31 protein-coding genes are annotated in these 22769 nt (G+C 42.0%); 10 read left to right on the forward strand and 21 right to left on the reverse strand.

Going from position 1 to position 22769, the window contains the following annotated elements; translation table 11 throughout:
* The first annotated feature begins 222 nt into the window (after window positions 1-222).
* Window positions 223-771 (forward strand): antA/AntB antirepressor family protein, encoded by a 549-nt coding sequence (locus tag ACFINC_RS07055; protein WP_375616724.1) that lies wholly within the window; start codon window positions 223-225, stop codon window positions 769-771.
* Window positions 772-938: 167 nt separating this feature from the next.
* On the opposite strand, the gene ACFINC_RS07060 is transcribed toward ACFINC_RS07055, so the two are convergent.
* The 3 genes from ACFINC_RS07060 to ACFINC_RS07070 form a co-directional block, all read right to left on the reverse strand.
* Window positions 939-1151, reverse strand: coding sequence for a hypothetical protein (locus tag ACFINC_RS07060; RefSeq protein WP_375616725.1), 213 nt, complete (start codon window positions 1149-1151; stop codon window positions 939-941).
* 131 nt (window positions 1152-1282) lie between these two features.
* Complete coding sequence (locus ACFINC_RS07065; RefSeq protein WP_375616726.1) at window positions 1283-1510, reverse strand: hypothetical protein; 228 nt, start codon at window positions 1508-1510, stop codon at window positions 1283-1285.
* Window positions 1507-2169: a lysozyme gene (locus tag ACFINC_RS07070; RefSeq protein WP_375616727.1), complete on the reverse strand. Its 663-nt coding sequence runs from the start codon at window positions 2167-2169 to the stop codon at window positions 1507-1509. Before ACFINC_RS07070 ends, ACFINC_RS07065 begins: the two co-directional genes overlap by 4 nt.
* A 143-nt stretch (window positions 2170-2312) precedes the next feature.
* Here ACFINC_RS07070 and ACFINC_RS07075 point away from each other — a divergent pair, with 143 nt between their 5' ends.
* Entirely contained in the window at window positions 2313-2537 is a 225-nt protein-coding gene (locus tag ACFINC_RS07075; RefSeq protein WP_375616728.1) for an antitoxin MazE family protein, read from the forward strand.
* Window positions 2534-2860 carry a type II toxin-antitoxin system PemK/MazF family toxin gene (locus ACFINC_RS07080; RefSeq protein WP_375616729.1) on the forward strand — a complete coding sequence of 109 codons (327 nt, stop codon included), beginning with the start codon at window positions 2534-2536 and terminating at the stop codon, window positions 2858-2860. Before ACFINC_RS07075 ends, ACFINC_RS07080 begins: the two co-directional genes overlap by 4 nt.
* Before the next feature lie 38 nt (window positions 2861-2898).
* Here the strand turns inward: ACFINC_RS07080 and ACFINC_RS07085 are convergent, their stop codons facing one another.
* From ACFINC_RS07085 to ACFINC_RS07120, 8 genes are read right to left on the reverse strand one after another with little or no spacing between them, the layout of a single operon-like run.
* Complete coding sequence (locus ACFINC_RS07085) at window positions 2899-4200, reverse strand: phage late control D family protein (RefSeq protein ID WP_375616730.1); 1302 nt, start codon at window positions 4198-4200, stop codon at window positions 2899-2901.
* Window positions 4197-4421 (reverse strand): tail protein X, encoded by a 225-nt coding sequence (locus tag ACFINC_RS07090; protein ID WP_273789860.1) that lies wholly within the window; start codon window positions 4419-4421, stop codon window positions 4197-4199. Before ACFINC_RS07090 ends, ACFINC_RS07085 begins: the two co-directional genes overlap by 4 nt.
* Window positions 4418-4798: a phage tail protein gene (locus tag ACFINC_RS07095; protein ID WP_375616731.1), complete on the reverse strand. Its 381-nt coding sequence runs from the start codon at window positions 4796-4798 to the stop codon at window positions 4418-4420. The genes ACFINC_RS07090 and ACFINC_RS07095 overlap by 4 nt, the downstream gene beginning before the upstream one ends.
* A 5-nt stretch (window positions 4799-4803) precedes the next feature.
* Window positions 4804-6981 (reverse strand): phage tail tape measure protein, encoded by a 2178-nt coding sequence (locus ACFINC_RS07100; protein ID WP_375616732.1) that lies wholly within the window; start codon window positions 6979-6981, stop codon window positions 4804-4806.
* Complete coding sequence (locus ACFINC_RS07105; protein WP_081485993.1) at window positions 6978-7049, reverse strand: GpE family phage tail protein; 72 nt, start codon at window positions 7047-7049, stop codon at window positions 6978-6980. The genes ACFINC_RS07100 and ACFINC_RS07105 overlap by 4 nt, the downstream gene beginning before the upstream one ends.
* A 38-nt stretch (window positions 7050-7087) precedes the next feature.
* On the reverse strand, window positions 7088-7375 hold the full coding sequence (locus ACFINC_RS07110) for a phage tail assembly protein (protein WP_375616733.1): 288 nt from the start codon (window positions 7373-7375) through the stop codon (window positions 7088-7090).
* A 2-nt stretch (window positions 7376-7377) separates the two neighbouring features.
* On the reverse strand, window positions 7378-7884 hold the full coding sequence (locus ACFINC_RS07115) for a phage major tail tube protein (RefSeq protein ID WP_375616734.1): 507 nt from the start codon (window positions 7882-7884) through the stop codon (window positions 7378-7380).
* Complete coding sequence (locus ACFINC_RS07120; protein ID WP_375616735.1) at window positions 7884-9095, reverse strand: phage tail sheath subtilisin-like domain-containing protein; 1212 nt, start codon at window positions 9093-9095, stop codon at window positions 7884-7886. The genes ACFINC_RS07115 and ACFINC_RS07120 overlap by 1 nt, the downstream gene beginning before the upstream one ends.
* 160 nt (window positions 9096-9255) lie before the next feature.
* Between ACFINC_RS07120 and ACFINC_RS07125 the strand changes: the two genes are divergently transcribed.
* Both ACFINC_RS07125 and ACFINC_RS07130 read left to right on the forward strand, forming a co-directional pair.
* Window positions 9256-9570: a type II toxin-antitoxin system HigB family toxin gene (locus tag ACFINC_RS07125; protein ID WP_375616736.1), complete on the forward strand. Its 315-nt coding sequence runs from the start codon at window positions 9256-9258 to the stop codon at window positions 9568-9570.
* Window positions 9567-9923, forward strand: coding sequence for a type II toxin-antitoxin system HigA family antitoxin (locus ACFINC_RS07130; RefSeq protein ID WP_375616737.1), 357 nt, complete (start codon window positions 9567-9569; stop codon window positions 9921-9923). Before ACFINC_RS07125 ends, ACFINC_RS07130 begins: the two co-directional genes overlap by 4 nt.
* Window positions 9924-10020: 97 nt before the next feature.
* Here the strand turns inward: ACFINC_RS07130 and ACFINC_RS07135 are convergent, their stop codons facing one another.
* The 8 genes from ACFINC_RS07135 to ACFINC_RS07170 form a co-directional block, all read right to left on the reverse strand.
* The gene (locus ACFINC_RS07135) at window positions 10021-10842 is read right to left on the reverse strand and encodes a DNA adenine methylase (RefSeq protein ID WP_375616766.1); all 822 of its coding nucleotides are present in this window, start codon (window positions 10840-10842) and stop codon (window positions 10021-10023) included.
* Window positions 10843-11380: 538 nt separating this feature from the next.
* Window positions 11381-12730 (reverse strand): Bgr_08870 family protein, encoded by a 1350-nt coding sequence (locus ACFINC_RS07140; RefSeq protein WP_375616738.1) that lies wholly within the window; start codon window positions 12728-12730, stop codon window positions 11381-11383.
* 14 nt (window positions 12731-12744) lie between these two features.
* Entirely contained in the window at window positions 12745-15888 is a 3144-nt protein-coding gene (locus ACFINC_RS07145) for a DUF4815 domain-containing protein (RefSeq protein ID WP_375616739.1), read from the reverse strand.
* Between the two features lies 1 nt (window position 15889).
* Entirely contained in the window at window positions 15890-16996 is a 1107-nt protein-coding gene (locus ACFINC_RS07150; RefSeq protein WP_375616740.1) for a phage tail protein, read from the reverse strand.
* A complete protein-coding gene (locus ACFINC_RS07155) occupies window positions 16996-17823 on the reverse strand; it encodes a baseplate J/gp47 family protein (RefSeq protein WP_375616741.1) in 828 nt (275 codons plus the stop codon). Before ACFINC_RS07155 ends, ACFINC_RS07150 begins: the two co-directional genes overlap by 1 nt.
* Window positions 17820-18161, reverse strand: a complete 342-nt coding sequence (locus ACFINC_RS07160; protein WP_375616742.1) for a GPW/gp25 family protein — start codon at window positions 18159-18161, stop codon at window positions 17820-17822. The genes ACFINC_RS07155 and ACFINC_RS07160 overlap by 4 nt, the downstream gene beginning before the upstream one ends.
* Window positions 18158-18847 (reverse strand): phage baseplate assembly protein V, encoded by a 690-nt coding sequence (locus tag ACFINC_RS07165; RefSeq protein WP_375616743.1) that lies wholly within the window; start codon window positions 18845-18847, stop codon window positions 18158-18160. Before ACFINC_RS07165 ends, ACFINC_RS07160 begins: the two co-directional genes overlap by 4 nt.
* Entirely contained in the window at window positions 18828-19370 is a 543-nt protein-coding gene (locus tag ACFINC_RS07170; RefSeq protein WP_375616744.1) for a hypothetical protein, read from the reverse strand. Before ACFINC_RS07170 ends, ACFINC_RS07165 begins: the two co-directional genes overlap by 20 nt.
* A gap of 49 nt (window positions 19371-19419) precedes the next feature.
* Between ACFINC_RS07170 and ACFINC_RS07175 the strand changes: the two genes are divergently transcribed.
* From ACFINC_RS07175 to ACFINC_RS07185, 3 genes are read left to right on the forward strand one after another with little or no spacing between them, the layout of a single operon-like run.
* Complete coding sequence (locus tag ACFINC_RS07175; RefSeq protein WP_273790312.1) at window positions 19420-19692, forward strand: toxin HicA; 273 nt, start codon at window positions 19420-19422, stop codon at window positions 19690-19692.
* Window positions 19682-19999: a type II toxin-antitoxin system HicB family antitoxin gene (locus ACFINC_RS07180; RefSeq protein WP_004856761.1), complete on the forward strand. Its 318-nt coding sequence runs from the start codon at window positions 19682-19684 to the stop codon at window positions 19997-19999. The genes ACFINC_RS07175 and ACFINC_RS07180 overlap by 11 nt, the downstream gene beginning before the upstream one ends.
* A gap of 42 nt (window positions 20000-20041) precedes the next feature.
* On the forward strand, window positions 20042-20236 hold the full coding sequence (locus tag ACFINC_RS07185; RefSeq protein ID WP_375616745.1) for a CopG family antitoxin: 195 nt from the start codon (window positions 20042-20044) through the stop codon (window positions 20234-20236).
* Here the strand turns inward: ACFINC_RS07185 and ACFINC_RS07190 are convergent.
* Together ACFINC_RS07190 and ACFINC_RS07195 are read right to left on the reverse strand one after the other, a co-directional pair.
* Window positions 20233-20511 carry a hypothetical protein gene (locus tag ACFINC_RS07190; RefSeq protein ID WP_375612356.1) on the reverse strand — a complete coding sequence of 93 codons (279 nt, stop codon included), beginning with the start codon at window positions 20509-20511 and terminating at the stop codon, window positions 20233-20235. The genes ACFINC_RS07185 and ACFINC_RS07190 overlap by 4 nt on opposite strands.
* The gene (locus tag ACFINC_RS07195; RefSeq protein ID WP_375616746.1) at window positions 20508-21254 is read right to left on the reverse strand and encodes an antA/AntB antirepressor family protein; all 747 of its coding nucleotides are present in this window, start codon (window positions 21252-21254) and stop codon (window positions 20508-20510) included. The genes ACFINC_RS07190 and ACFINC_RS07195 overlap by 4 nt, the downstream gene beginning before the upstream one ends.
* 416 nt (window positions 21255-21670) lie before the next feature.
* On the opposite strand from ACFINC_RS07195, the gene ACFINC_RS07200 reads away from it, so the two are divergent.
* Together ACFINC_RS07200 and ACFINC_RS07205 are read left to right on the forward strand one after the other, a co-directional pair.
* Window positions 21671-21901: a hypothetical protein gene (locus tag ACFINC_RS07200; RefSeq protein WP_375616747.1), complete on the forward strand. Its 231-nt coding sequence runs from the start codon at window positions 21671-21673 to the stop codon at window positions 21899-21901.
* A gap of 23 nt (window positions 21902-21924) precedes the next feature.
* Window positions 21925-22749 carry a hypothetical protein gene (locus ACFINC_RS07205; RefSeq protein WP_375616748.1) on the forward strand — a complete coding sequence of 275 codons (825 nt, stop codon included), beginning with the start codon at window positions 21925-21927 and terminating at the stop codon, window positions 22747-22749.
* Window positions 22750-22769: the final 20 nt, after the last annotated feature.

Genomic DNA, 22769 nt, shown 5'->3' on the forward strand with positions numbered 1-22769 from the left:
GGATGCATAGCGGATAGATTGCCGAAACAGTTTATTTTCCGCATATTAAAGGCTTTGACTCATTGTATGTTACACGCATATAATGGCTTTGTCGGGTGTAGTTACGCTATACAATACCTTTTATAGGGAAAGCGTAACGACGGACTATGCACCGTGTTTTCTAGCACCCGGCATTCTTTGTTGAGTGTCAATAGAAAACCTCTAACTGCATAGGAGTTCATTATGAACATTCTTATAAAAATTACGGAACAAACAGTTGATCAGGAAACTGTTCAGACAGTAAATGCACGCGAATTACACGCGTTTTTGGAAATAGGGAAAGATTTTTCTACCTGGATTAAAGACCGCATTCATCAGTATAAATTTGAAGAGGGTAGTGATTTTATAAAAACACAAGATTTGCGGTCCCCAAAATTGGGGACCGCAAAATCTAGAGCTGTTACAGCAATAGATTATCACCTCACTCTAGACATGGCCAAAGAACTCTCCATGGTTGAACGCAATGAGAAAGGTAGACAGGCTCGTCGTTACTTTATTGAGTGTGAGAAAAAGCTAAAAAGTCAATCTGGTGATTATGATAATGATACACGCTTTAATTTCCCAAAAGATTGGGATAAAATGTCTCCAACTAAAAAAGCTGTTTACATTTATGGACCTCTTCATATGCATCTCGTTAAAGCTTTTACGATAGCAGAAGAAAGCAGGCATTATAAAAAGCTTGTTGAAGAAGCAAAGCAGGTCTTAGCAAGATCTGTTACGAAAGCTGCTTAAGTTTAAAACCGATTTCATCTCCCCGTTTTAAAAGCGGGGAGGGGATAAGGCTTTCAGTTTTTGAAAACCACTGTTTGAGATGTGCAAAGACATTGTCTATGGCATCCATGAGACGTGCAAAATTAAGAAACCATTTTCTAAAGAATTTCGCGCGTCTCAGAGTATGTTTAGAGTCGGATATTTGGTTTTTGTGTAAAAATACTTACTAATGCATCCATAATACGTGAAAAATCAAGCGCTAATAAGAGTATAATGAGTACAATCCATTTCGTATAACGTGACATCACTTTTATACTTTTGTAGGTCATGATGATTTCTTGAAGGATTTCTTTTTCTGCTTCCGTAAGCTCTGTATCGTCTTGTGTTTTTTTTCTAGCCATGTTTCCACCCACACACACGTTCACCCTGCTTGTTATGCTTTAAGATCTCTCTTGCTAAATTGGAACTGATGACGTCAATATCTTGCCTCTCTAAATAAATGGGCAACCAACCAACACAAGAAGAAGCGTATTTATTTGTCGCGCAACCAACGAGAGAGAGCAGTACGTACATCAGTATCACTTTTCTGATTAACTTCATTTTCCACCTCCAGCCGTGTTGTTGCTGCTTTTAAGGTTTTTTCTGTTTGCTTTTGCTGTTCTGCCTTTTTTCCAAGAGTGAAAGCTTTTGCCAAAGCCATAAAAAAAGCGGCTAGAGCCGCGCCTGTTAACAGCAGATTTCTTTTCATCCATAAGATCATAGGCGGTGTTCCTGAAAACGTTTAGCAACAAAGAAAATGCCAGCACATGCAGCTAAAATCATAATGGTGGCCAAAGCCCATTGGATTGGTCCATTGCCTGCTAACAAACCACCAAGCCCAGAAAAAGAACCAATAACTGGTGCAAGGGCTTCTGCTTTAAAAAGTCCCGTTGGTGCTTGCGTTTCTACGGTTTGGTAGTTAGAGGAAACAAAAGCACCTTTCGCCCACAAGCCTGCTTCTGCTGCACGCCGGTGTGCGAGACCTTCAAGACGCTTTCCGCCTGCTTTGGTCCATTTCTGTAGCTCTGCAGGGACAGCTTCATATTCACCTTGATTGAGCTTTTTTAACAGTGTCGAGTTACAAAAGGCTGTTGTTCCTACATTATAGCAAAAGGAGACTAAAGCCGCGAATTGTTCATCGGTTAAAGAAACTTGAACAGCTTGTTCAACGGCATTTTCAAATTGTCTTAAGTCTTGGCAAAGAAGTTCTTCTGCTTGTTTTTCAGTGATTGCCATACCTTTATGAACAAAAGGTTTTCCAGCATTGTTTGTATGTCCATAACCGATTGTCCACACCCCAATGGCATCTTTATAGGCGTTCAAACGCAAACCTTCCCATTGTTTGATAAGTGCAAGTCCTTCTGGTGATATTGTTCTCATGTATTGCTCCTATAAAAAAGCCCCACAAAAGGTGGGGCAGATTGATAGATTAAAATTGTAATTATTGCGTTTTATTAAAAGTAGTGTTTCATGTAACTTTTTTCTGTGTTATACGTTACATGAAACATAATGGAGATTTTGTTATGGCTACAATGCACGTCAATGAACGCGTTCAAAAACATCGCAACGCACAAAGAAAAGCAGGTTTGCGTTTAATGCAAATTTGGGTACCAGATACTCGCCAACCGAACTTTGCAGAAGAGTGCCGACGCCAATGTCGCTTAGTCGCAAAAATGGATAAAACAGATACATCTATACAGTTGTTGATGGATCAATCTTTAATGGATGTTGATGGCTGGGCAGAATGATACGTGGATCTCTCGTCACAATAGCTATGCAAGGCGATTTTGGTAAACCAAGACCTGCGTTAATCATTCAAGCTAATCAATTCAGTGAACATACAAGTGTAACGGTTTTGCCAATTACAAGTACACTTGTTGATGCGCCATTACTCCGCATTACTCTCCAACCAGATACCAAAAATGGTTTGCAAAAACCTTCGCAAGTCATGATTGATAAGATTATGACGGTAAGATGTGAAAAAGTTAGCCCAGCTTTTGGCTCCATTCATGCAGATAAAATGGTAGAAATTGAACGCTGTTTAGCAGTATTTTTAGGAATAGTAAAATAAAAATAGTATTTCTTTTTATCATCATCAAATAGTTTTGCTTATCTATCTTCCTCATCCATATGGATAACGCCTTCGCCTTCATCACATGCGTTAGGTGGGGCATTTGGGTCAAGGGTATCATCTTTGTCTGGTATGGTGTTTGCAACGTTTCCGGCTGTGTTTTCTTGGGCTTCACCAAAAAGCTCGCACTCTATTTTTGTAGTGTAACCACCCGTTTTATCAAGTTTGTGCTTAACACTTTTGATACGCCATTCTGCTGGAATATAGGGGCGGAAAGGGGGCTCTTGAACAAGTTTTGCTTCTGCTTGCACAAAAGGATCACCACCAAGATCACATGAGAAAGAAGATTTCCCACGCGATGATTTATTGCGATAAGCCGCAATGGCTGCAACAGCTTCTGATTGATTGTGGTAGGTATATTTGAGTTCATGAAACGGTGCGTTACCAACCTTGACTTCTTTTTTTTCACCAGTGCGAATATCATGATAGCTTGCAATAACACCGCCTTTTTTCTCTTCTTCTTGTTCTTCAGATGTATCGGCTGCTGTCTCTGCTTTAGGCAAATTGGGGGCATCACTTTCATCCATATGGATAACATCTTTGCCTTCTTCAATTTCCTCTGGCTCTCGTGCATCAGCGGCGGCTTTTTGATCATCTCCTGCCTCTGTTGCTAAGCCGTTTGCTGCTCCTGCTTCATCACGCGCACTGTATTTAAAATCCCAAGAGGTGCAATGTTTCTCATGGATAATAATAACGGGGAGTGTTTCACCAGTGATAGCTTTGCCTTCACCCCGTTTGGCGAGCACAAGTTTGCCATCAACGGGTTTTGCTACCGCATCATATCCTCCTGCAAGGCGTGCGGCAAAAGCCATATCGCTTTCAGAAGTTTGATCAATGTGACGCACAACAATTTTAGCAAGAGCAGGGTCAACTTTTGGTGTATAGCCATTGCGCTGTGCTATCTCTTGAACAATACTGCCAAGGGTTTGTTGGTGATAGGATTGGCTTTTGGGTGTTCTATAAGACGTATTCATAGAGGCGGCGCGCCCTGTCACGCTTAAACTTTGTGGAGGGCTGCTTACAGAGATTTCATCAATTAGATAGGCTCCCATATCGCGGTTTTTGCCGCCTTCATAGCCAAGTGTGACAGAAATGATTGTTCCGATGAGAGGAATATCAAGAAAGCCGTTATCACTGTCACGGGCGCGGTCATCAAGCTCTATGGTAATGCGGTCACTTTTGTCTTCTGCTTCATCGGTAATTTCAATTGATAAAACATAATCCATGAGCGTTTTGGTGATGTCTTCTCCATTTGCCAGAACCATGCAAAAAGGTTTCATGATTTGCTACCCCAAATTCTGATCACTGGTGTGGCTTTCGGATAGGGGAGGGTTGGTAAGAGTATCGTGATACCTGCTTTTAAAATGGGTCCATAGTCTGCAAGACCAAAATTTGCTGCATAAACGCGTTCAACAGCAAGGGCTTGTTGACCCTTTGCATAGTATCTCCAGCAAATGGCATCAACCATATCGCCTTCTTTTGTTACGTAAAGATCACTCATAGCTCTTCACCATATTCTCTCAACTTTATTGTAAATTCTTGTTTTTTTGGGGTGCCATTATGATGAAAAACGCTTTGTTTTTCCTCTACGGAAAGAATGACAAACTTGCCTAAAATCTTGCCTTTGCCGGTTACAAGAATGTGAGGTCCTTCATGTGCCATTTGTTGCAAATATTCGAGTTGTCTATGACCACCTTTGAAATCTGGATAAATCACACCAGTTAAAGAAAATTCCGCATTTGCTACAGCAGGCAATTGAAGCGCTGCTTTGCGTCCCAATCGCCCTTGTTCTACCCATGGAATACCATAAGACATGTCAAGGGTTTGATAAGCAGCTGTTTCAATGGAAAAGATAAAACCACCCAAAGCTAACATCATGGCGCTTAATCCGAAAGGCTAGAGGCTATAGCCAAGCATTGCTGCTTGGCATAGCGTTCAAGGGCTTGATTGACTGCGTCTCTGATTTCATCTTTAAGACCATTGGGGACAGAAATATTTAAATTTGAAATCATCACGCGGGCATCTACTTCTACCGGCTTATGAACGGTAATGGGCTTGGGAGCTTTGAAGGCGCCTACTTTTGTATTTGTAGTCTGCATTTGTCCTGTTTCGACTATGCCTGCATTAAAACTACTCTTGCGTTTTTCAGGTGGGGTATTTGTAACCACTACTGTATCCAGCAGTTTTTTTGCCCGTGCATTGGTTTCATCGGTAAAGGTTTTAATGGTCTGGGTTGAAGTTTTGTTGATTGAAACATTAAAGCCTAGCTTTTCTTTCATGCAGTTTGGCATCCAGCTGGTTAATTTGCTTACCATGCCGCTAAACCATTCAGACAGAGCTTTCCATTGGCTTTTGATGCCGTCCCATAAGCTACCAATGAGATTGGCACCAGCTTCCATTAAATCAACGCCAAGCAACCATTTAATGAGTTCATTGATTCCTTTTGCTATCCAATAGAGTGGTGAAAAGTTTTTAAAGAGCGTAAAGAGGTTATTGAAAATGTTACTACATAAGCTGTAAAAAGAATTCCATAGCTTTCCTAAGAAGCTTATTACGGTATTCCAGTTTTTGTAGAGTAGATATCCAGTAGCAATAAGCACTGTAATGCCGCCTATTATCCAGCCTATGGGAGTAGACATCATGACGATGCGAAGCGCGGCGAATGCTGTACCAATTACAGCTAATGATGCTACCAACAAGCTTTTTATTTTGTCCCAATATTTGTAAAGCACATATAGAACAGCAATAAGCGCAACAATGCCACCAATTACCCAAGTGATAGGAGAGGACATCATGATGATACCAAGCTTAACAAACGCTGCACCAATTACAGCTAATGATGCAACCAACCGGAAATCTATTTCATCCCAGTATTTACACAGTGCAATAACTGCTGCAATACCACCAAGTATCCAGCCGATAGGTGTGGTCATGATTGCATAGCCAAGCGTGACAAAAGCAGTTCCTACGGCTGCTAATGCGGCAATGAGAGGACCAAAAATGAACGAACCAAGAGCTACAAGCGCCACCTTAAAGAGGGTTATTTCACCAATCAATGGCTCTAGCCATTGGAACCAGCCTTTAATCCTCTCTGTGAGATCACTGATGCTTTTTCTTAAATCAGAGGTAGGATTAAGCAAATCATTAAGGACTTTTTTTAAGGTTTTTGCCCAGCTCGCAACGGTTGTTTGAATAAGGTCACGGTTTTCATCAATCAACTTTGAAAAACCGTCAACCATATCATTGATCACGGGCATGAAACGGGCGCCAATAAAGCTCGCGATACCGCCTATTTTTTTCTTAAAAGCACCAAGCTTGTCACTCAAATCTGCGGCATAGCGTGCGACATCGGCACCTATCAGCCATTTTCCTTTCCGCGCCTTTGCAAACAGTTCTTTGATAGGTGCCATGCCTTGTGCAAGCATGGTCGCCATTTCTTTGCCATCACCCCCAAACAGCAGAGCGGCAATATGCTGTCTTTGTGCTTGGCTTTTCATCTTACTCATCTTGTCGGTAATTTCTTCTAACAAGACAGAAGTGGATTTGAGTTTTCCAGAAGTGTTTTTGACAGAAATGCCAAGTGCTTCAAAGCCCATCATGCCTCTTTTTTGTCCAGCATAGGCTTGTGCCGAACGCCTATTTAAAACCGCTAAGGATTGTTGAAAAAGTTCGGCAGAAGTGCCTGAATTATCGGCTGCATCACCCCATAATTGAAGTGCCGTAACACTCATATTTAAGTGGTGTGATGCGTGATAAAGACTATCTCCCAGATGCATGGTTTTCATGGTGAGGGCGGTCACACTTGCCACAAGACCACCACCGGCAAGCCCTAAAGCACCGGTAAAGACCGAAGCACGACTTGCGGCTACACCAAGAGCATTTTGAACGCCATGGAGGCTTTTTGTCATGTTTTTGACAGCAGCAGAAAAACGCGGAATACCCAATCTATGTGAGAGTGTTTTAGACAATGTATCAAATTGTTTTTGTACACGTTTAAGAGGTGTGGTGAGTTCGTCTTCAAGAGACAATTTCACCTTTGCATCGGCGACTTTTTCACTCATTTTGTCTTATACCTTTCTGCTGCTTGTTTTCGCCAGAATATGAGTTCTTGTGGTTCCATTTCCATCATGTCTGAAAGGGACCAATAGAACACAATGGTAATATCGGCTATGAGTTTAGCGGCGGTTTCCCAGTCGAGGTATCCCGCCGTTTGATAAAAGACTCCAAGATCTCTCCAATGCTTGCCAAATCATTGATGTCGAGTTCGCTGATAACCTCATGCGGCCATTCAGAAAGGCGTGCGATCATAGCGATTGTCTGCTCTATACCTTCTTTTTTGTCGATTGCTTGCAAATCTTTTGTTTTGGGGCGCCGTAAAGTAATTGTGGTGTGCTCTTTTCCTTCAAAAGTAACAGGTATCAATAATTTATGTGTAATGCTTGTTTGGACTGTCATTTTTATAATCCTATATTTTCTCTATGTTCTGCGAGTTGATTGACGCCATTGAATTTTCTCACCAAGTTGAGGACATCTATCTCAACGATTTCAACGTCCTTCTGGACATATTTGAAATACTGCAATGTGAATGTTGCTGTAGAAGTTGCTTTGCCTCCCGGTTGCCATTCTGCCATTTCAAAGCCTTTGCAAAGCCCTCTCATGGTAATGACAACACCTTCTGCGGGTGTGCCTTGAGCTTGCATTGAACTGCGCAATGAAATGTTGACATCGGTGCGCCCTAAGAGTGCCATCAACTCTGGAGAGCAATCAGAAATGGTCATGCTAAGCGTGAGGGTTTCAAGACCAAGGTCAACTTCAATGGAGCTATCCATGCCACCGCCGCGATAACTTTCAACAACCAAACTCAAATTCGGTAGGGTGACACTTTCACATTTTGCCTGATAGGGAATGCCGTCGACAAAAATGTTAAAATATTTCAAAACTCTTGGTAAAACAGGTACGGTCATTAAAAGATCTCCTCTAAGTAATCATTCACAATGCGTGAACGGAACGTGATATGTTCTGCGGGTGTTGTGGGGGTGAATTCGACATTGAAATAGACTCTACCGCTTTCAATAGCGCTTGCTGTATTAAGCTCTAGATCAGGCGTACAGCGCCCACCAAGAATGGCGCCTTGTGCTTTCAAATCACGCAAATAGGCATTAACGCTTTCGCTTACGTCATGCATGTAGGTTTTTTTGATATTGCGGTCGACAGCCCATAGATGTCCGCGCAAAATGGCATCATTGATCATATCTGCGGTGCGTACCACGGATAAGAAAGCAAATTTTGTATCGCTTGAGAGTGTGCGATTGCCCCAGAGACGATAGCCATTTTCGCGAATAATGGTTGTGATGTTTTGTTCATTGAGAAGGTTGGCACGGCTTGATCTGTCCCCAATGAAAAAATCAATAGGGCGCGCAGTTCCCACAATGCCATTAATCACTTTATTGGAAGGGGAATGCCAAAAGCCATGGGTAAAATCCGTTTTGGCAATGACACCAGCAACCGCTGCACTTGCTGGCTGTTCTATGATCTTTCCATCACGATTTATCTTTACAAACGGGTCAATGAGAATGGCGCGTTTTGAATCAAAATCCTTTGCTGTGCTAAGAGCTGCTTCATCTGTTGTGTTGGGTGCATCAAGCACCACAATGGCGCGCAAACGCTCGGCAATGCCAATCAATTCTGCGGCGACGGGGTTGGCAGTCGCACCCGTTCCATTCTCTTCAATACCCACACTGGAAGGGCGCTGATGTGTAAAGCCTGGAGCAATCAGAATGCGTGGTGTTTGTCCTACAATGGATTGTGCTCCAATGAAAGCATGAACACCTTCATAAGCACCATTTGCGTTTACACCCCCTAGAATATTGGTGAGTGTCGCATTTTCGTTGTCACCTTCTTGCACGCGTACGACAACGACAATAGCCCCCACTTGCTTGAAAATAAGATCAAGGGCATTGGGTAAGGTTCCTTGACGCTTCCCCGTTTTATCGAGTTTTGCGGCTTGTGAAAGAGAGCCTGCTACCAAAACCGGTGTGTTGAGAGGGAATGCTTGTTCATCGGCATCGGGTGCTGTGCCAACAATTCCGATAACTGCCGATTGAACCGCGCGAAAAGGGCGGGTGCCGTCGTCAACTTCAACGACTTCAACACCGTGTAAAAAACCTGTTGCCATACTTTATGCTCCTTTAAATGAGGGGTGAATGAAAATGAATGGGAAAAATGAGAAGCGAAAGCCGTTCTTGAGAAAGTTTTATTCTCAAGAGTATTTTGTTATAAATATCTTGACTTGATCCCAAAATGGTACTAACTTCAATGGAAGTCAGGATATACTTATGAAAATTATTAAAATCTCCACACTTAAAAATTTTTGGGCTCGATATCCTGATGCAGAACAACCGTTAAAAGCATGGGTAGATGAAGCTAAAAATGCGCAATGGCGTTCTCCTCATGACATTAAGAAGAAGTATAAAAATGCAAGCATATTAAAAAATAATCGTGCTGTTTTTAATATTAGAGGTAATGACTATCGTTTAATTGTTTCAATCTTTTATCCGGCAGGTTGGCTTTACATAAAATTTATAGGAACGCACAAACAGTATGATGCGGTTGATGCCAATACTGTAGAACTGAAGGAATGTAAGAAATGAACATCAAACCTATTCGCACTGAACAAGATTATCAAGAAGCCTTAGAAATTGTGTCTGCAATGTTCGATAATCAACCTCAAGAGGGAACTCCTGAATTTGATCAAATGGAGGTTCTTGTATTGTTGATTGAAGCGTATGAAGCAGAGCACTATCCTGTTTCTCCTCCTCATCCAATTGAGGCTATTAAATTTAGAATGGAACAAATGAACTTAACCGCTAAAGATCTTGTTCCTGCGATTGGTCATTTAAATCGTGTTTATGAAATATTGAATGGCAAAAGAAAATTAACACTGCGCATGATTAAAAATTTGCACCAACAGTTTAATATCCCACTGGAAAGTCTAATAACTTAGGGTTTTTACTAATTTATTTTTTTTGAAAGATTTTTAAGGTGTTTAAAAGGTCTTCAAGGGTTATTTAAAGACCCTTTAATATGTATTATGTCTCGTTTTAGAAATCACAATTGGTGATGATAAGTTCCTTAGCGGGAACTGCATTATTTAAGGCGTTACACGAATACAATGTGTTTACCTTTTTAAAGGTAAATTGACTGAAGGTTTTTCGAACTTCTGGCACATCATTGAGAGACAAAAGAAACTTTCCTTTTAATTGTGCCAGCAGCATAGCCATCCTCTGATAATCCTCCCGCTTAAACAAATCTTTGCCATAATAATCCTCAACACCCCAATAGGGTGGGTCAAGATAAAATAAGGTGTTTGGTCGATCATAGCGCCTGATAAACTCAGACCAATCTAAATGTTCAATGGTAACACCTGCTAAACGGCGGTAAATAAGCTTTAATGAGGCTTCAAGTTTAAAACGATTAAAACGTGCACCGCGGTCTGTTTCAACTCCAAACGTGCGATTGGCGACTTGACCGCTAAAGCTTAACTTCTGCAGATATAAAAACCTTGAAGCGCGCTCTAAATCCGTGAGAGTGTTTGGGTCTTGCATGCGCAAGCGTTGAAATTCCTCACGGCTACTGATCTGAAATTCTAGCAATTCCATAAAAGGGTGATAATGGCGTTGTAACACCCTAAAAAAATTCACTACATCTCCTAAACGATCATTGATGACTTCAGTAGGTGGAATTAACTTTCGCCTAAAGAATATTCCTCCCATTCCAACAAAAGGCTCGGCATAAATGCTATGAGGGATGTCCTCGATAATTTTGACAATGGTTTTGGCTAATCTTCTTTTGCCTCCAATATAAGCAGCAGCTGGTGCGATAGGATCAACAGATTTTAATTTTTCTTTACAAAGTATATCCATCATTTTTTAACACTCTTCCATCTATATTAGCCATCTTCTCACTGTTTCCAAGTGATAAGAAGTGGCTGCGATGTTGAGTTGAGTTGCATCGGACGGGGTTGTTCGCAAAACTGTTCCCGTTGGCTGGACTACCAGCCCAGCCTCTATTTTTTGTTTCTTTCTTTGGTTTGGTGTTTCTAGGATAATTCCTGTGATATATCTGCTTGATTTCTCATAGCGATAGGTTATTAGAGCGGCTTGCCAAGAGCCGTTAATCTCTTTACAAAACTTTTGGAATAGAAGAGGGGGAACGCCGTGATTTCGGGGCTTCTTCTAAAGATAAAGAATGATTTTGCTATAGTGCGATAGAGAGTATTTACTTTTGTTGCCATTTTGCTCTCCAAATCAATAGAGAAACAATAACAACAAGAGCTGCCTTTCATAAGACTGACACTGTCAGTCAAAAAGCTCTTTAAAGGGCTTTAAAAGGGCTTAAAATCATACAAGCCAGCTTATACAACAGCTATCCATTTGACTTGTGCTACCTTTGGTTATGTAATTAATCTTTCCATAATCTTATAAGGACAGCGCCATCAGCTCCAGCGCCACTTGAAGAAGAATCAGAGTGAGCACCAGCACCGCCGCCGCCAAAACCACGCCCTGCTTTTCCTGAACTATAGTAACCTTTGCCGACTCCTCCAGAGCCACCTCTTGATGTATCACCTCCAGCATCGCCGCCATTGCCGCTTGTTTGACTCGTAATTCCACTCGTTCCAGCATAACCATTTCCCCCTTTGGCTAATCCTAGATGTCCATCTGTTGCTAAACCAAAATTTCCACCAATGCCCCCAACACCACCAGCTCCTGAGTAATGTGAATACGTTTTCTGATTATAATAAGCACCCCCACCACCATGTCCTCCTGTAGCGGTAATAAAATTTTTACCAACGGTCGTTGTTCCTCCAGAATTACCTGTTGCACGGAGTGATGCAACAGAAGTTCCACCCTTACCAATTGTGATATCTTCATGATCCTTTAAACTGGCTTTATAGCCATACCAGACTGAACAACCGGCACCACCACCTCCTCCTCCCAAATATGGCGTATCCGCTCCGCCACCACTACCACCGCCACCCCATGCTTGGATTTCTAACCTAGTTTGGTCTGTTACCCAATCGGGCCATTCAATTTTCCCATCTTGCGTATAGAGCAATTCAGCATCGGCAATAATGAGTTTATTAATCAAATCTTTTTTGATGTTTTTAATTTCCTGCTTGAGAATATCTATGTCTGATTTCGTATAAACAAGATCTCCATCGACCCTCAAAGGTCCTTTAAGAAAGCTTCCGCTTGCGCTTAAACTGGTGACCACTTCATTGTTATGCATAAGGTTTAGTGATGAATTACCCAAAAGTTCTAAGCCACCACTCATGGTGACTTTGCTGGTAAATTTATTGTAATTTTTCCATTCATTTGGGCTTGTGAGGCGCCCATAGCTGGTCATATCTTGATTAATCTTAGCTCTAAAATCATCAAGCCCCACGATATCTTCGGTTTTATGTTGGTGCGCACCTAACAGGGAGACAGCACTGCCAAAGGTAAAATTATTATTGCTTGATTTATAGAGAACATAATTGTTAGCCGCATCTTTTGCCCCCTCGATATCACTTAAATCGGCAAAAGTGAAGGTTTTATCCGCTGCCATCTTGGCTTTGAGAGCGCTTTCTAGATCTGCAACATCACTTATTGTGTGCGTGTGTTTTGAAGGTGCTTTTTCGTTTACCTTTTCCTCAATATCAACAATGGCTTGATCAATTTTGGTCAAGTTTTCGCGCAAGATGGGGAATTCAGAACTGATAAAACGCCCCTCTTTAGGCAATTCCATGTCGAGTTTTTTGGTTTTTGTCATCTCTCATTTTCCCATTATAATATGCCAGCGCCAAAATCACTCACCATGGACCGCGCAGCAGGTCCACCGGTAAGGGTCAATTTCAAGCGCGCTTGTTTGGCTGTTTTGTCACTGCTCACAAATTTTCGTTCTGTCCAAAGTGGTTCAGCGAGTTGTTCTGTTTCGTCAAGTTTCAAAGGGGTGAAACCACCATCATCCAGTTGCATCTCCAGTGAAAAGGTTGCACCACCTGGTAAAAAGGTTTTGATATAGCTGGTCAATCGTGCTTTTTCACCAAAGGCAAAAGCACGCGTGACATAGGTCGCTTCCTTATGGATCTTCCCCGCAATCAATTGAACAGGCGCAAACAAGACGGGTGAGAGCTTTTCGGTGCCTTTGAGAATAGCGCGAAGCTTGACCTTTTCACTGATATATTCAGTAAGACTGAGCAATTGAAAAGGCAGCAGTTGATAAATTGTGCCGTTGTTTCGTTCAATTTCAAAGATGACAGAACACTCACTTGAAGGCAACTCAATGGCTGCGCGTACTTGCAAATCAGAGCAGTCCACAAGGTCAAAGGTGCCAAGATCAATGGTTTTTTCTGTTTGCCTATAGCGTGCCGCCAGCACTCGAAAGGCTAAGGCTTCATCTTGATGGGCTGTCCAACTTTGTGCGTTAACAGAAGAAAAGCGTGGACCGGTCACGTAAGGGTGACTTGAGACATATCTCTGGTGTTCTGCATCAAAATCTCCAAGCTTTGCTAGTGAGACGGCATGATCAGCATCATCGGTTTTAATGACAAAAGCAGTGAGACGGTCATTAGGGACTAACAAGGGGACATCATAGCGTGCTTCTGCCCAACCTAGCTTTGCGCCCTTCATAGAATAAAAGCTTTGTGCTTGAATATCGGCGGTAGGATAGCCGTTTTCGGTTGTCACCAAATCAATCACCAGATCATGGTTCTGATTGCCGATTTTGCAAAGATGAAAGTCAATTCCTGTGATTTGCCGTGTTTCATCGGGGGTAAAGACTTGCGCTTGTGGGTCAAATTGCGTCCATATCTTCACCGTGGTGGTGCGCCGCATCACTTTCACATCAATCAGACCTTGACCGGTAAAAAGCCCCGTTGCAATGGTTCCACCTTTTCCCCGTGCCACAACGTTTTTTGTGCCAGCCGTAATATTTTGTGGAATCGTGAAAGTTCCCTCAAGGGCGCCTTGTCTATCGGCAACAAGGCGGCTCGCTGGCAAGATATCCACACCATCAAAGGTAAGACTTTCCAAGATTTCGCTACTGCCAAAACCTTCAATTTTAAAGTGAAGGGTAATTTGTCTTAAAAAGTCGATTTGTTCTTGGAGTGTGTTGATGAAATTATCGCTTACTTCTGTTCTACGTATGGTACTGCCACGGTTCCAGCCCATAATGATTTGATTGGTGATACCCGAGAGCCAATCGGTGCGCTGTTCATGCCAAAAGTCTGTTGCGGGTTCAAGGGTTACTGTACCAGGCAGGGGTGCAAAATTTTGATAAGGATTGATCTTTTCGCAAGCCGTTGTCAACTCTTGCGCAATGATCACTTCATTTGTCCAGTCAAGGGTGACAGGCGCTTTTAAAGGAGCAGTATAGAATGTTGGGTCAATAGCAAGCTGCAAAATGCCATTGCCTACTGCCCCTGTTTGTTGAAAGCCTTCATCTCTGTAACTATCATCGAGAAAAGGGTCGGCAAACATGCCTTTTTTGGCAACAGGCTCTTTAGAGTCTACATTGCTTTTAATGCGCTCTAACTGCATCAACCGGTCAAGGGAAAGCACCCGTTGAAAATAGCGCCACATCTCATCATAGGGGGCAACACGGGTGCCATCATTAACCACAAGGGGGGTACTAAGCCAATTGTTGGTAATGGTTGCGAGCGACAACACCTCATCAGGGACACTAGGTGCCATGGGTTGGTCTGAAGAAATCCCTTTGATATAGACGACATTGCCCCCTGTGTTGAGACCAATACGGTCAATGCGGGGGAGTTTGTAAGTGTAACTGACAATGATATCACCATTCTCAGCACCACCTGATACTGTAATTTCCTGCGCTGTTACCTTATCAGCCGTGATTTTTGCACGATAGCGATAAGTCACCTTATAGCTGCTCCCTGCTAAAGGTTCGTCTCCCACCGGTGCCCAATCAATGGTGTCTCCGGTTTTTTTAAAATCCGTTCCTTCTTTAAATTCCTTGCTTCCTTGAACGACTTTAATAAACGCGGTGATGCTTTTATCCGGCACGCCATCACGCCCAGCGGCAACGGCACCACGGGTGACGTTAACGGTTTTTTCTTTTGTCAACAAAAGAGACTGAATATCGGCAATAGGAAAATAATAGGGTTTAAAGGTAAAACTTGTTTTCCCTTTTGGGGGCGAAAAAATGTGCGTTTCGCTAGGAACAACGCTTGTCGAAAAATCTTGCATCTCTTCATGGCGCAAGGCGGCAAGGCGTTTGCGTTTAAAGCCATTGATATTGGCTTCTCCTTCTTGAATACTAAAGACTTGGCAACCGTTATTTGCTCCCAATGCACTTACACGGCATCCCCCCACGATATAATGCCCATGGGCGCGGTCGTACGTCGCAATGGCTTGCATGGCCGGTTCAAGGAGTGAGGGCGATTTTTGATCAATCAAAACGCCATCTTGTAAGATATAGACCGGAAAGAAAGCTCCTTGCTGCTCATCATCTTTGAGAGCCCAGACAAGTTTTGCTACTTCGCGTGCCGCTCCGGGCTCTCCTTCTGCCAAACTGCCGGCAACTTGCCCCAACAGCTCTGGATCATCCTCATATGTCACCCATTTCTTTTGTAGCTTTACACCAATTTCCACGCGCCCAATCATGGAAATATTCTCCAAGACAGCATTTGAGACAGGAAAGATGTCGCCTGCGATATAAATTTTGCCCTCTGTTAACGTGACAGTCCTTGTCTCTTTGTTGACAAAAGCATCAGCGCGTTCAACGCGGTCTCCTTCTTTTGCCACAAGGCGTCCCAAACGGTCATGACGCCCCCTGATGATGGTTTGAACCTCATTGAGTTCACCCGCTTGAAGAAAAGGGCGCCTGCCATAAAACACCACGCTTTGTTGTTCATCTTTGCCTACCGATCTGTCAATTGCAAAGGGTAAACCACTTTCATGCTTCATGTTAAAACCTCAATAAAATTTTGAATTGTTCGCGAACATCAGCACGCAAAAGAATATTGACCGGTGTTTTGAGTATCTCTACACCACCACGCAGTTCATGAGCTCCAAGCCAAAGCTTGCCAGGAGGGGTTTGTTGTGCAAGAGAGCCATGAACGAGAAGGGAAACAGCGGCGGCTTGTTTGTCCTCAACATCTTCAAAATCTGTGCGAGCTGCAAGAAACAACAGAGTGCCGGTTGGGGAAGGGTTAAATCTGTTGCCACAATGGTTGTAAACACCCTCTAAAACCTGCTCTACAGGCTGGACAATGTTGCATCGGCGATACCCAATCAGAGTATTGTTTGCGTCTCTTAAAGCCAAATAAAGGGGACGATTTTGGAACCACTCTGCCATGAGTATATCGCGTTCATGTTTTTTGACCGAACACCAAGGAAAATTTGCCAAATCCCAAGGGTAATCAATTTGGTTCCAGCTTAACTCCTCGTCAAAGTCATCTATCCAATTGCCAATAAGCTTGCCTTCTTCTTCTCCCAGCGTGTGCTTGATTTCTGTTGTGCGTCCAAAGGAAAACAAAGTTCCCCCAGCTGTGAGATGGATACCGCTCTCGAAATCCAACATGCTGTCATCAAGGCGTGACATATTGGCTTCCAAAGCTTGCACATCATACCCCGCAACACCACGGCGAAAATCGGAGCGCAAACTTTTGGAAAGTCTCACGATTGCTTCAATGGCTTCAAGGCTGTTTTGTTTAGGGAGGCTGTCAAAGTAAAGTTGAAAGGAATTCCACCATGCACGCCCAGACCAAGCGGGTATAAAGCGGGCTGTCATCTCTAACCATTGAAGCCCCATCTCTATTGCCATAACAGACCCGCGTATCCGCTGCCATGCAAGCCCTTGGTCAATCAAATCATAGAGGTTTGGAACATAAGGTGTCAGTTCCCCAAGTCCATATTCTTCAATCAACCATGGCAAAAAGCGGGGAGGGCGCGTGATCAATTTAGCACGCGAAATCCCCAAAACAGACCCATCAATATCTTGGTGAAAGTCGCAAGCATCGGCAAGGCGCTTTTCAAATTCTGTTGCATGTGAGGGGAGGAGCGAGCCAACCATTAGCGTGCACGCCCTTTAAAGTTTAAGGTGATTTTGCCAATCGATAAGATTTCTTCATCACAAACTGCACTGTCCTTTGTGGGTGTAAGGGCAATCACTTTCTGAACACCAGGGATCATCAGTTTTGAAACCCACCACGAGAGGCTTAATTCACGACCAATGGCTTGTTCTTGTCTCCACGCTGCTCTTAAATTTGCCTCCATTGTCGTGAGAATTTTCAAAGATGTTTCCGGTAACAGCCAAACATCTGCTTCTAAGTCTAGCACTTTTTTGACAGCAGCATGCACAATAATCGTATCATTGGTCATGATGATATTTTTTCTGTGAAGAGCTTGTGAAACTGTTTGTAAGAGATCTTCAGAGGCTGTTCCTTCTTCATTATTACCAAAAAGAGCAACATAGATGGTTGGGTCTTTGCCTTTACGATAGATAATGGCATCTTTCACTCGACTATCGGCTGTTAAGGCGATAAGCTTGTAATAGGGTTCTGTTCCACTTCCGTTTCCTCCACGGGCATGAAGCTGTATGCGTTCACGATATCTCTCGTCACTTTCCCCTTCCATGCGGGCAATACCATGCCAGTTTCCCAAAGCATCAAGAGATTCACCGATTGCAAAATCAAGAATGTTGTTGCGTGCTGCCTCATTAATACGCTGTCTTAAAAGCAATTCTCGATAGCTAAAAGCCTCTATGACTTTTACGGCTGGATCACTTTCCAAAAATGTATATTCGGGTAAAAGTTCTTTTAAATGGGTAAGAGCCGCTGCGCGGATTTCCTCAAAAGAAAGTTCTGTAATAATTTCCGGTTTTGCAAGCGCTTGACTCATTTTATCAATAATCCTTCCATGGTAATGGGCTTACCGGATGGCAAATAAATGCCTTCAAAGGATAAAGAAATGTGTCCATTCTCACTCCTTTTAAAATCGATTTTTTTCACTTTAAAACGCGGTTCCCATTTGTCTAAAGCCTCAGCAACGGCGGCATAAAGGGCAACGGCAAAAGCATTATTCACTGGTGCATCAATGAGTTCTGCAACGCGTGAACCATAATCACGACGCATTACACGCGAACCAATCCGTGTTGACAAAATATCAAGAATTGATTGGCGTAAATGATCAATGCCGGTTAATGGCTTTCCCGTTGTACGGTCCATTCCACTGTTCAATTGGGACCTCCAGTCATCGCGCCACCAGAATAAACACCGCCATGAACATGGGTTGCTCCTACATTGGTGCCGTTATGCTTTAGTCCACTTGAATGAAAGGAAACATTATTCCCAGAATAAAGAGAGAGACTATCATTTGAATTCAGTGAAACGCCACCACCTGCTTTCAAAGAGATGTTGCCTTTTGCGTTTAAATTTATATCGCTTTCTGAAACAATCTTTATGCCTTCCGGTGCGGTAAGCTCTAGCTTGCCACCATCACCTTTTAGTGACACACCATCAGCAATCGTGAGAAGAAATTTTCCACCTGATTTGATATGAATTCCATAAGTATTTTGTTCATCATCATATTCAAGGCTGGTTCCATCAGGGTATATCGTTCGGTGAATGCTGCCTTTATCGGCTGCTTGATTAGCATCGGTATGAAGTGAATCAACAATCACCCCTTGTGATAAATCCCCTGATGACGAGATAACAACTACTTGCTCTCCAACATCGCGCCCTTCATAAGAGCGTGTTTTACCGGCGCGGGCTTGTGTGTCTGGAATCCAGTCACTGACAAGATTGCCACTTTTTATCCGATAGCGTGCGTTTTTATGGTCGACATGGCTAATCTTACCCACCACAACCATATTTGCCACACGTCTCTTTAGATCTGTGATTTCTTTATCGCGCTGCTCTAACATGTCCACCTTCAATTTTATGGTATTTGTCTTGGTTTCCCACACCTGTTTCTGGTTTAAAACCGACAAGTGGTTCAACAACTCTTGCGATTGCCTTTCCTTCATAAGGGCAGGGGATATTGGTGACGTAAGTCACGTCAAAGGTTAAAATTGCACCGTGGAGTGCTAGAGCGCCATTATCACCAAAGGCAAAAGCAATATTTTGCAGGCGGCATGTCTCAACGGTGTTGTTAAGATTGGGGTTGGCATGGAAAATCTCTTCAACTTCCCATGCTAATTGGTCAACAAAACGTGCGCCATCTTCACATGTTGCATAGCATTCAACATCTACTGTTAAAACACGCCGCCTTAAGCCAAAATCATGTCCATCTTCGATGATTTCACTTTGCGTTGAGATATTAATAGCTGGCATTGTTTCAATAAATAAATTGAAATCGCGCATATTGAAAACATTATCACCAGCCACTGTTTTTGCTGCCTTTATCAACGCAACAAATGTTTCTCTTATCGTCTCACGGGGGGGCATGGGGGCTCCTGTTCAATTAAGTGCATAAAATGATTGACTAGGATTAATAATGATACTATCATTGGTTATGAGTAATAAAGTTGAAAAAATAATCAGCTTGATGAAAGCATCACCAAAGAACATTAAGTTTTCAGATTTGTTGGCTGTATGTGTCTATTTCTTTGGAGAACCACGGAACAATGGTACAAGCCACTTTGTTTTTAAAACACCGTGGCTTGGTGATCCTCGTGTGAATATTCAAAAAGATTCTGGTAACAAAGCAAAAGCTTATCAAGTCAAACAAGTCTTACAAGCGATAGAAAGGATGAAACATGAACAATAATCATTATACATATCGTGTTTTGTGGTCGCAAGAAGATGAGGAATATGTCGGATTATGTGCAGAATTCCCATCCCTTTCATGGTTAGATGCTCAAGCAGAGAAAGCTTTAAAAGGTATTATGGACCTTGTTTCAGAAGTTGTTGAGGACATGCAACATAATGGAGAAGAAGTTCCTGTGCCTTTGTCACATGGTAAATATAGTGGTAAGTTTCAATTAAGAATACCACCAGAGCTCCATAGAAAACTTGCAATACAAGCCGCTGAAAATGGTGTGAGTTTAAATAGATATATTTCTTCTAAACTTTGAATCTTTTAAAAGTCTATACGTACTAAAAGAAAACTAATTCTTATGAAAACCTCTAAATTAAAACAAATACCCGTTTTCAAGACGGATGAAGAAGCAGAAAACTTTGTTGATACTGCCGATCTTACAGATTATGACTTAACTGATTTTAAATCCGTTCATTTTGAGTTCTTACCTAAAGAAGTCTTGACTACCTCCCCACCTTTAACGATAGGGAGGGGAGTTTTGTTTTTAAGTTAAGCAACCTTTTTAATGGGGCTCTCGAAATTTGGTTCATAAGCGCGTAACAAAGAATCCATGCTATGCGGTAACTCTGAATCTCCAAAATCTGTAAGAATTGCTAAAATCTTCGTAATATTTGGAACCTCATTTTGAAGTTTTAAAATCAAAGCTTTTTCCACCATGCCCATAATCTCAATTATGGCAGTGCAATCCTCATCTCCAATGCTTTGATGATTAGAAAACTGAAACAATGCCATCCACAAATCGCATAGGAAGTTGGTATCTATCTTCATTGCACACCTCCATGAATTTGCTCTCTCAAACATGCTAATCCTCTCGATGTGATTTTCGTTGAAGGCAGCACCTTTTCCGTACCATCCGGTCTTTGAATGGTAATAGCAGGGCAATCCATGAATCCTTTCTTGATCTTGTCCTGATAAGGTAACAGAGGCGCCCCTGGAGCCCGTCGATAGACCCAATCATGTTTACGCAAGTAATCCGTTAAATCCTTTGGTCGTACCTCCAACATCTTTGCTGCTTCGATAAGACCAAACAGACCATCAGAACGTTTTAGACCCTCAAGTGCCTCTGCTTTTGGTGCTAATTCTGCAATAACATGATCTTTCTGCTCAATTTGACTTTGTAAATGGTTCAAGACACCAAGTAATGCCTCGGGTTTAGAGTAGTCAACTTGTGATGCAGCTATCTGTGGTGTTGCTACTTGTTTCAAAAGTCGTTCACATTTGATAAAGTATTGACGTGCTTCATGCCCTTTATCATTACGCTCTATCATCGAAAGATGTTTAGCCATGTCTAATGTAATGTGGTATTCTTTTACCTTTCCACCGTTTTCTAAATTTTTAGAAAGCGTTATAAAGTTTATATTTTCCAGAAATTTACATTCTTTAATGCGATTTTTAATCCAGTCTGCAAACTTTGATGTAATCCCTAAAAATGCGTGCAACTCATGCGCACTCACAGTTTGAACAGTTTCTTGATCAATAATCTGTTCTGATATTTCTATAAGTGTGTTCATAAAGAACTCCTTGGTAATAGAGGTTTCTTAATGACACTCAAAAAGAGTGCCGGGTGCTAAGAAACACGGTACCAAGTCCGTCGTTATGCTTTTCCTCAAAGGGTATTTTATGGCATAACCACACCCGACAAGATCATTATATGCGTGTAACATACAATGAGTCAAAGCCTTTAATGTGCGGAAAATAAACTATCTCGGTAGTTTGTCCGCTTGGTATTTTCCAAGGTGTTTCTTAGGCACCTGATTCGATTATTCATACTCCTGTCACAATGTCAATAAGTAAAATTACATTTTTCTAACTTATATAAGTACGTCTTTACTTTATTTGTCGACTCACTTTAAATCTCCACTTTACTTTTTTATTTATAGCGGAGGGGGAGGTAATGCTGGATACCCTTGATATAATTGCAATGATCGTGTGCTTGTTATCATTGCCAATGATGATTGTCGGACTCGTTTTAGTATGTATAAAGAAATGGCGGAAAAACGGACTGAAAACTCTTGGTATTGGAGCTTTATTATTTATCGGCTCTGCGATAGTAGGTGCTTCTGTACACAAAGACAAACCAAATCAAATTACACACAATAATGAAATTGTTACCTCCTCCTCAATGAAATTGTTACCTCCTCCTCGACTTCGTCAATAGATGTTGCTACTCAAAACGAAAGCGTGACTCAGGTACCAGCTGAGGATACTGATAAGCAAATTACCCCCACTCAAGTTAACAAACCAGACAAAGATGATGGATTAGGCTTTTGGGGATGGTTTTGGTTAATTTTCTTTGCGTTTTTTGCGTTTTCCATTTTCGCTTATTGGCAAGATAAACGCAAAAAACGTTTTGAAGAAAAAGTTCCAGAACAGGTTTCAATGTCGCTCCCTCCTGCACATCCTTCTTCTGATTTCTCAGTCGTTAATAAAACATCTCCAGCACTTAAAAATGAACAACTGGAAAAATGGATCAGGATCTTTCTCCATTGTGCTCTATTGATTGGAGGCATTGTGGTAATAATAAGTATTTCACCATGGTTATTAGTAGCCATTCTTATTATTTTACTTTTGGTGATCGCTCACTACTCTGAAAAGAAAAAAGTAAAACTTTTTGAAGAACAAGTTGCAATGTTGCTACCGGATATTAAAGTGTCTAGTTTTTCTGAAGCGTGTAAAATGTTTCAAGAACTTGACGCAAGCGAATATGAATATCGTTTAGCACACAATGAAAAATTGTTGGGAGTTCAAGAACGCGTTTTCTTTGATATTAATAAAAAGATCACACTTAGAGGACGTCTTTTGGTAACCGATCAAGCCATTGTATTTGAAAGTCCTGAAAAGAATGAAAGAACTACTTGGACACGAATTGCATCAGTCACTATAACATACCATGAATGCCAAATCAGTCTCCGTACCGGCATACCACGGAATTACCAATTCACTGCCTTTTCAAGTCCAAGGTTTACAGCAGTAATCGAGTTCTGGGACAGTTTTATTGATTTTTAAATACACAAGATAAAGATGCC

It is taken from the genome of Bartonella sp. AP58NXGY, from assembly GCF_042195785.1.
GTDB lineage: Bacteria > Pseudomonadota > Alphaproteobacteria > Rhizobiales > Rhizobiaceae > Bartonella.

What these genes read in the sequence shown, in the direction of transcription:
- ACFINC_RS07135 (WP_375616766.1), bottom strand. Translation starts at nt 10,842, where the DNA reads ATGGATATACTTTGTAAAGAAAAATTAAAATCTGTTGATCCTATCGCA.
- ACFINC_RS07155 (WP_375616741.1), bottom strand. Translation starts at nt 17,823, where the DNA reads ATGAGTCAAGCGCTTGCAAAACCGGAAATTATTACAGAACTTTCTTTT.
- ACFINC_RS07055 (WP_375616724.1), top strand. Translation starts at nt 223, where the DNA reads ATGAACATTCTTATAAAAATTACGGAACAAACAGTTGATCAGGAAACT.
- ACFINC_RS07065 (WP_375616726.1), bottom strand. Translation starts at nt 1,510, where the DNA reads ATGATCTTATGGATGAAAAGAAATCTGCTGTTAACAGGCGCGGCTCTA.
- ACFINC_RS07195 (WP_375616746.1), bottom strand. Translation starts at nt 21,254, where the DNA reads ATGAACACACTTATAGAAATATCAGAACAGATTATTGATCAAGAAACT.
- ACFINC_RS07095 (WP_375616731.1), bottom strand. Translation starts at nt 4,798, where the DNA reads ATGATGTTAGCTTTGGGTGGTTTTATCTTTTCCATTGAAACAGCTGCT.
- ACFINC_RS07100 (WP_375616732.1), bottom strand. Translation starts at nt 6,981, where the DNA reads ATGAGTGAAAAAGTCGCCGATGCAAAGGTGAAATTGTCTCTTGAAGAC.
- ACFINC_RS07185 (WP_375616745.1), top strand. Translation starts at nt 20,042, where the DNA reads ATGAAAACCTCTAAATTAAAACAAATACCCGTTTTCAAGACGGATGAA.
- ACFINC_RS07115 (WP_375616734.1), bottom strand. Translation starts at nt 7,884, where the DNA reads ATGACCGTACCTGTTTTACCAAGAGTTTTGAAATATTTTAACATTTTT.
- ACFINC_RS07060 (WP_375616725.1), bottom strand. Translation starts at nt 1,151, where the DNA reads ATGGCTAGAAAAAAAACACAAGACGATACAGAGCTTACGGAAGCAGAA.
- ACFINC_RS07150 (WP_375616740.1), bottom strand. Translation starts at nt 16,996, where the DNA reads ATGGTTGGCTCGCTCCTCCCCTCACATGCAACAGAATTTGAAAAGCGC.
- ACFINC_RS07090 (WP_273789860.1), bottom strand. Translation starts at nt 4,421, where the DNA reads ATGAGTGATCTTTACGTAACAAAAGAAGGCGATATGGTTGATGCCATT.
- ACFINC_RS07120 (WP_375616735.1), bottom strand. Translation starts at nt 9,095, where the DNA reads ATGGCAACAGGTTTTTTACACGGTGTTGAAGTCGTTGAAGTTGACGAC.
- ACFINC_RS07170 (WP_375616744.1), bottom strand. Translation starts at nt 19,370, where the DNA reads ATGCCCCCCCGTGAGACGATAAGAGAAACATTTGTTGCGTTGATAAAG.
- ACFINC_RS07165 (WP_375616743.1), bottom strand. Translation starts at nt 18,847, where the DNA reads ATGTTAGAGCAGCGCGATAAAGAAATCACAGATCTAAAGAGACGTGTG.
- ACFINC_RS07145 (WP_375616739.1), bottom strand. Translation starts at nt 15,888, where the DNA reads ATGAAGCATGAAAGTGGTTTACCCTTTGCAATTGACAGATCGGTAGGC.
- ACFINC_RS07085 (WP_375616730.1), bottom strand. Translation starts at nt 4,200, where the DNA reads ATGAAACCTTTTTGCATGGTTCTGGCAAATGGAGAAGACATCACCAAA.
- ACFINC_RS07110 (WP_375616733.1), bottom strand. Translation starts at nt 7,375, where the DNA reads ATGACAGTCCAAACAAGCATTACACATAAATTATTGATACCTGTTACT.
- ACFINC_RS07140 (WP_375616738.1), bottom strand. Translation starts at nt 12,730, where the DNA reads ATGACAAAAACCAAAAAACTCGACATGGAATTGCCTAAAGAGGGGCGT.
- ACFINC_RS07190 (WP_375612356.1), bottom strand. Translation starts at nt 20,511, where the DNA reads ATGAAGATAGATACCAACTTCCTATGCGATTTGTGGATGGCATTGTTT.
- ACFINC_RS07070 (WP_375616727.1), bottom strand. Translation starts at nt 2,169, where the DNA reads ATGAGAACAATATCACCAGAAGGACTTGCACTTATCAAACAATGGGAA.
- ACFINC_RS07080 (WP_375616729.1), top strand. Translation starts at nt 2,534, where the DNA reads ATGATACGTGGATCTCTCGTCACAATAGCTATGCAAGGCGATTTTGGT.
- ACFINC_RS07075 (WP_375616728.1), top strand. Translation starts at nt 2,313, where the DNA reads ATGGCTACAATGCACGTCAATGAACGCGTTCAAAAACATCGCAACGCA.
- ACFINC_RS07180 (WP_004856761.1), top strand. Translation starts at nt 19,682, where the DNA reads ATGAACAATAATCATTATACATATCGTGTTTTGTGGTCGCAAGAAGAT.
- ACFINC_RS07130 (WP_375616737.1), top strand. Translation starts at nt 9,567, where the DNA reads ATGAACATCAAACCTATTCGCACTGAACAAGATTATCAAGAAGCCTTA.
- ACFINC_RS07175 (WP_273790312.1), top strand. Translation starts at nt 19,420, where the DNA reads ATGATACTATCATTGGTTATGAGTAATAAAGTTGAAAAAATAATCAGC.
- ACFINC_RS07125 (WP_375616736.1), top strand. Translation starts at nt 9,256, where the DNA reads ATGAAAATTATTAAAATCTCCACACTTAAAAATTTTTGGGCTCGATAT.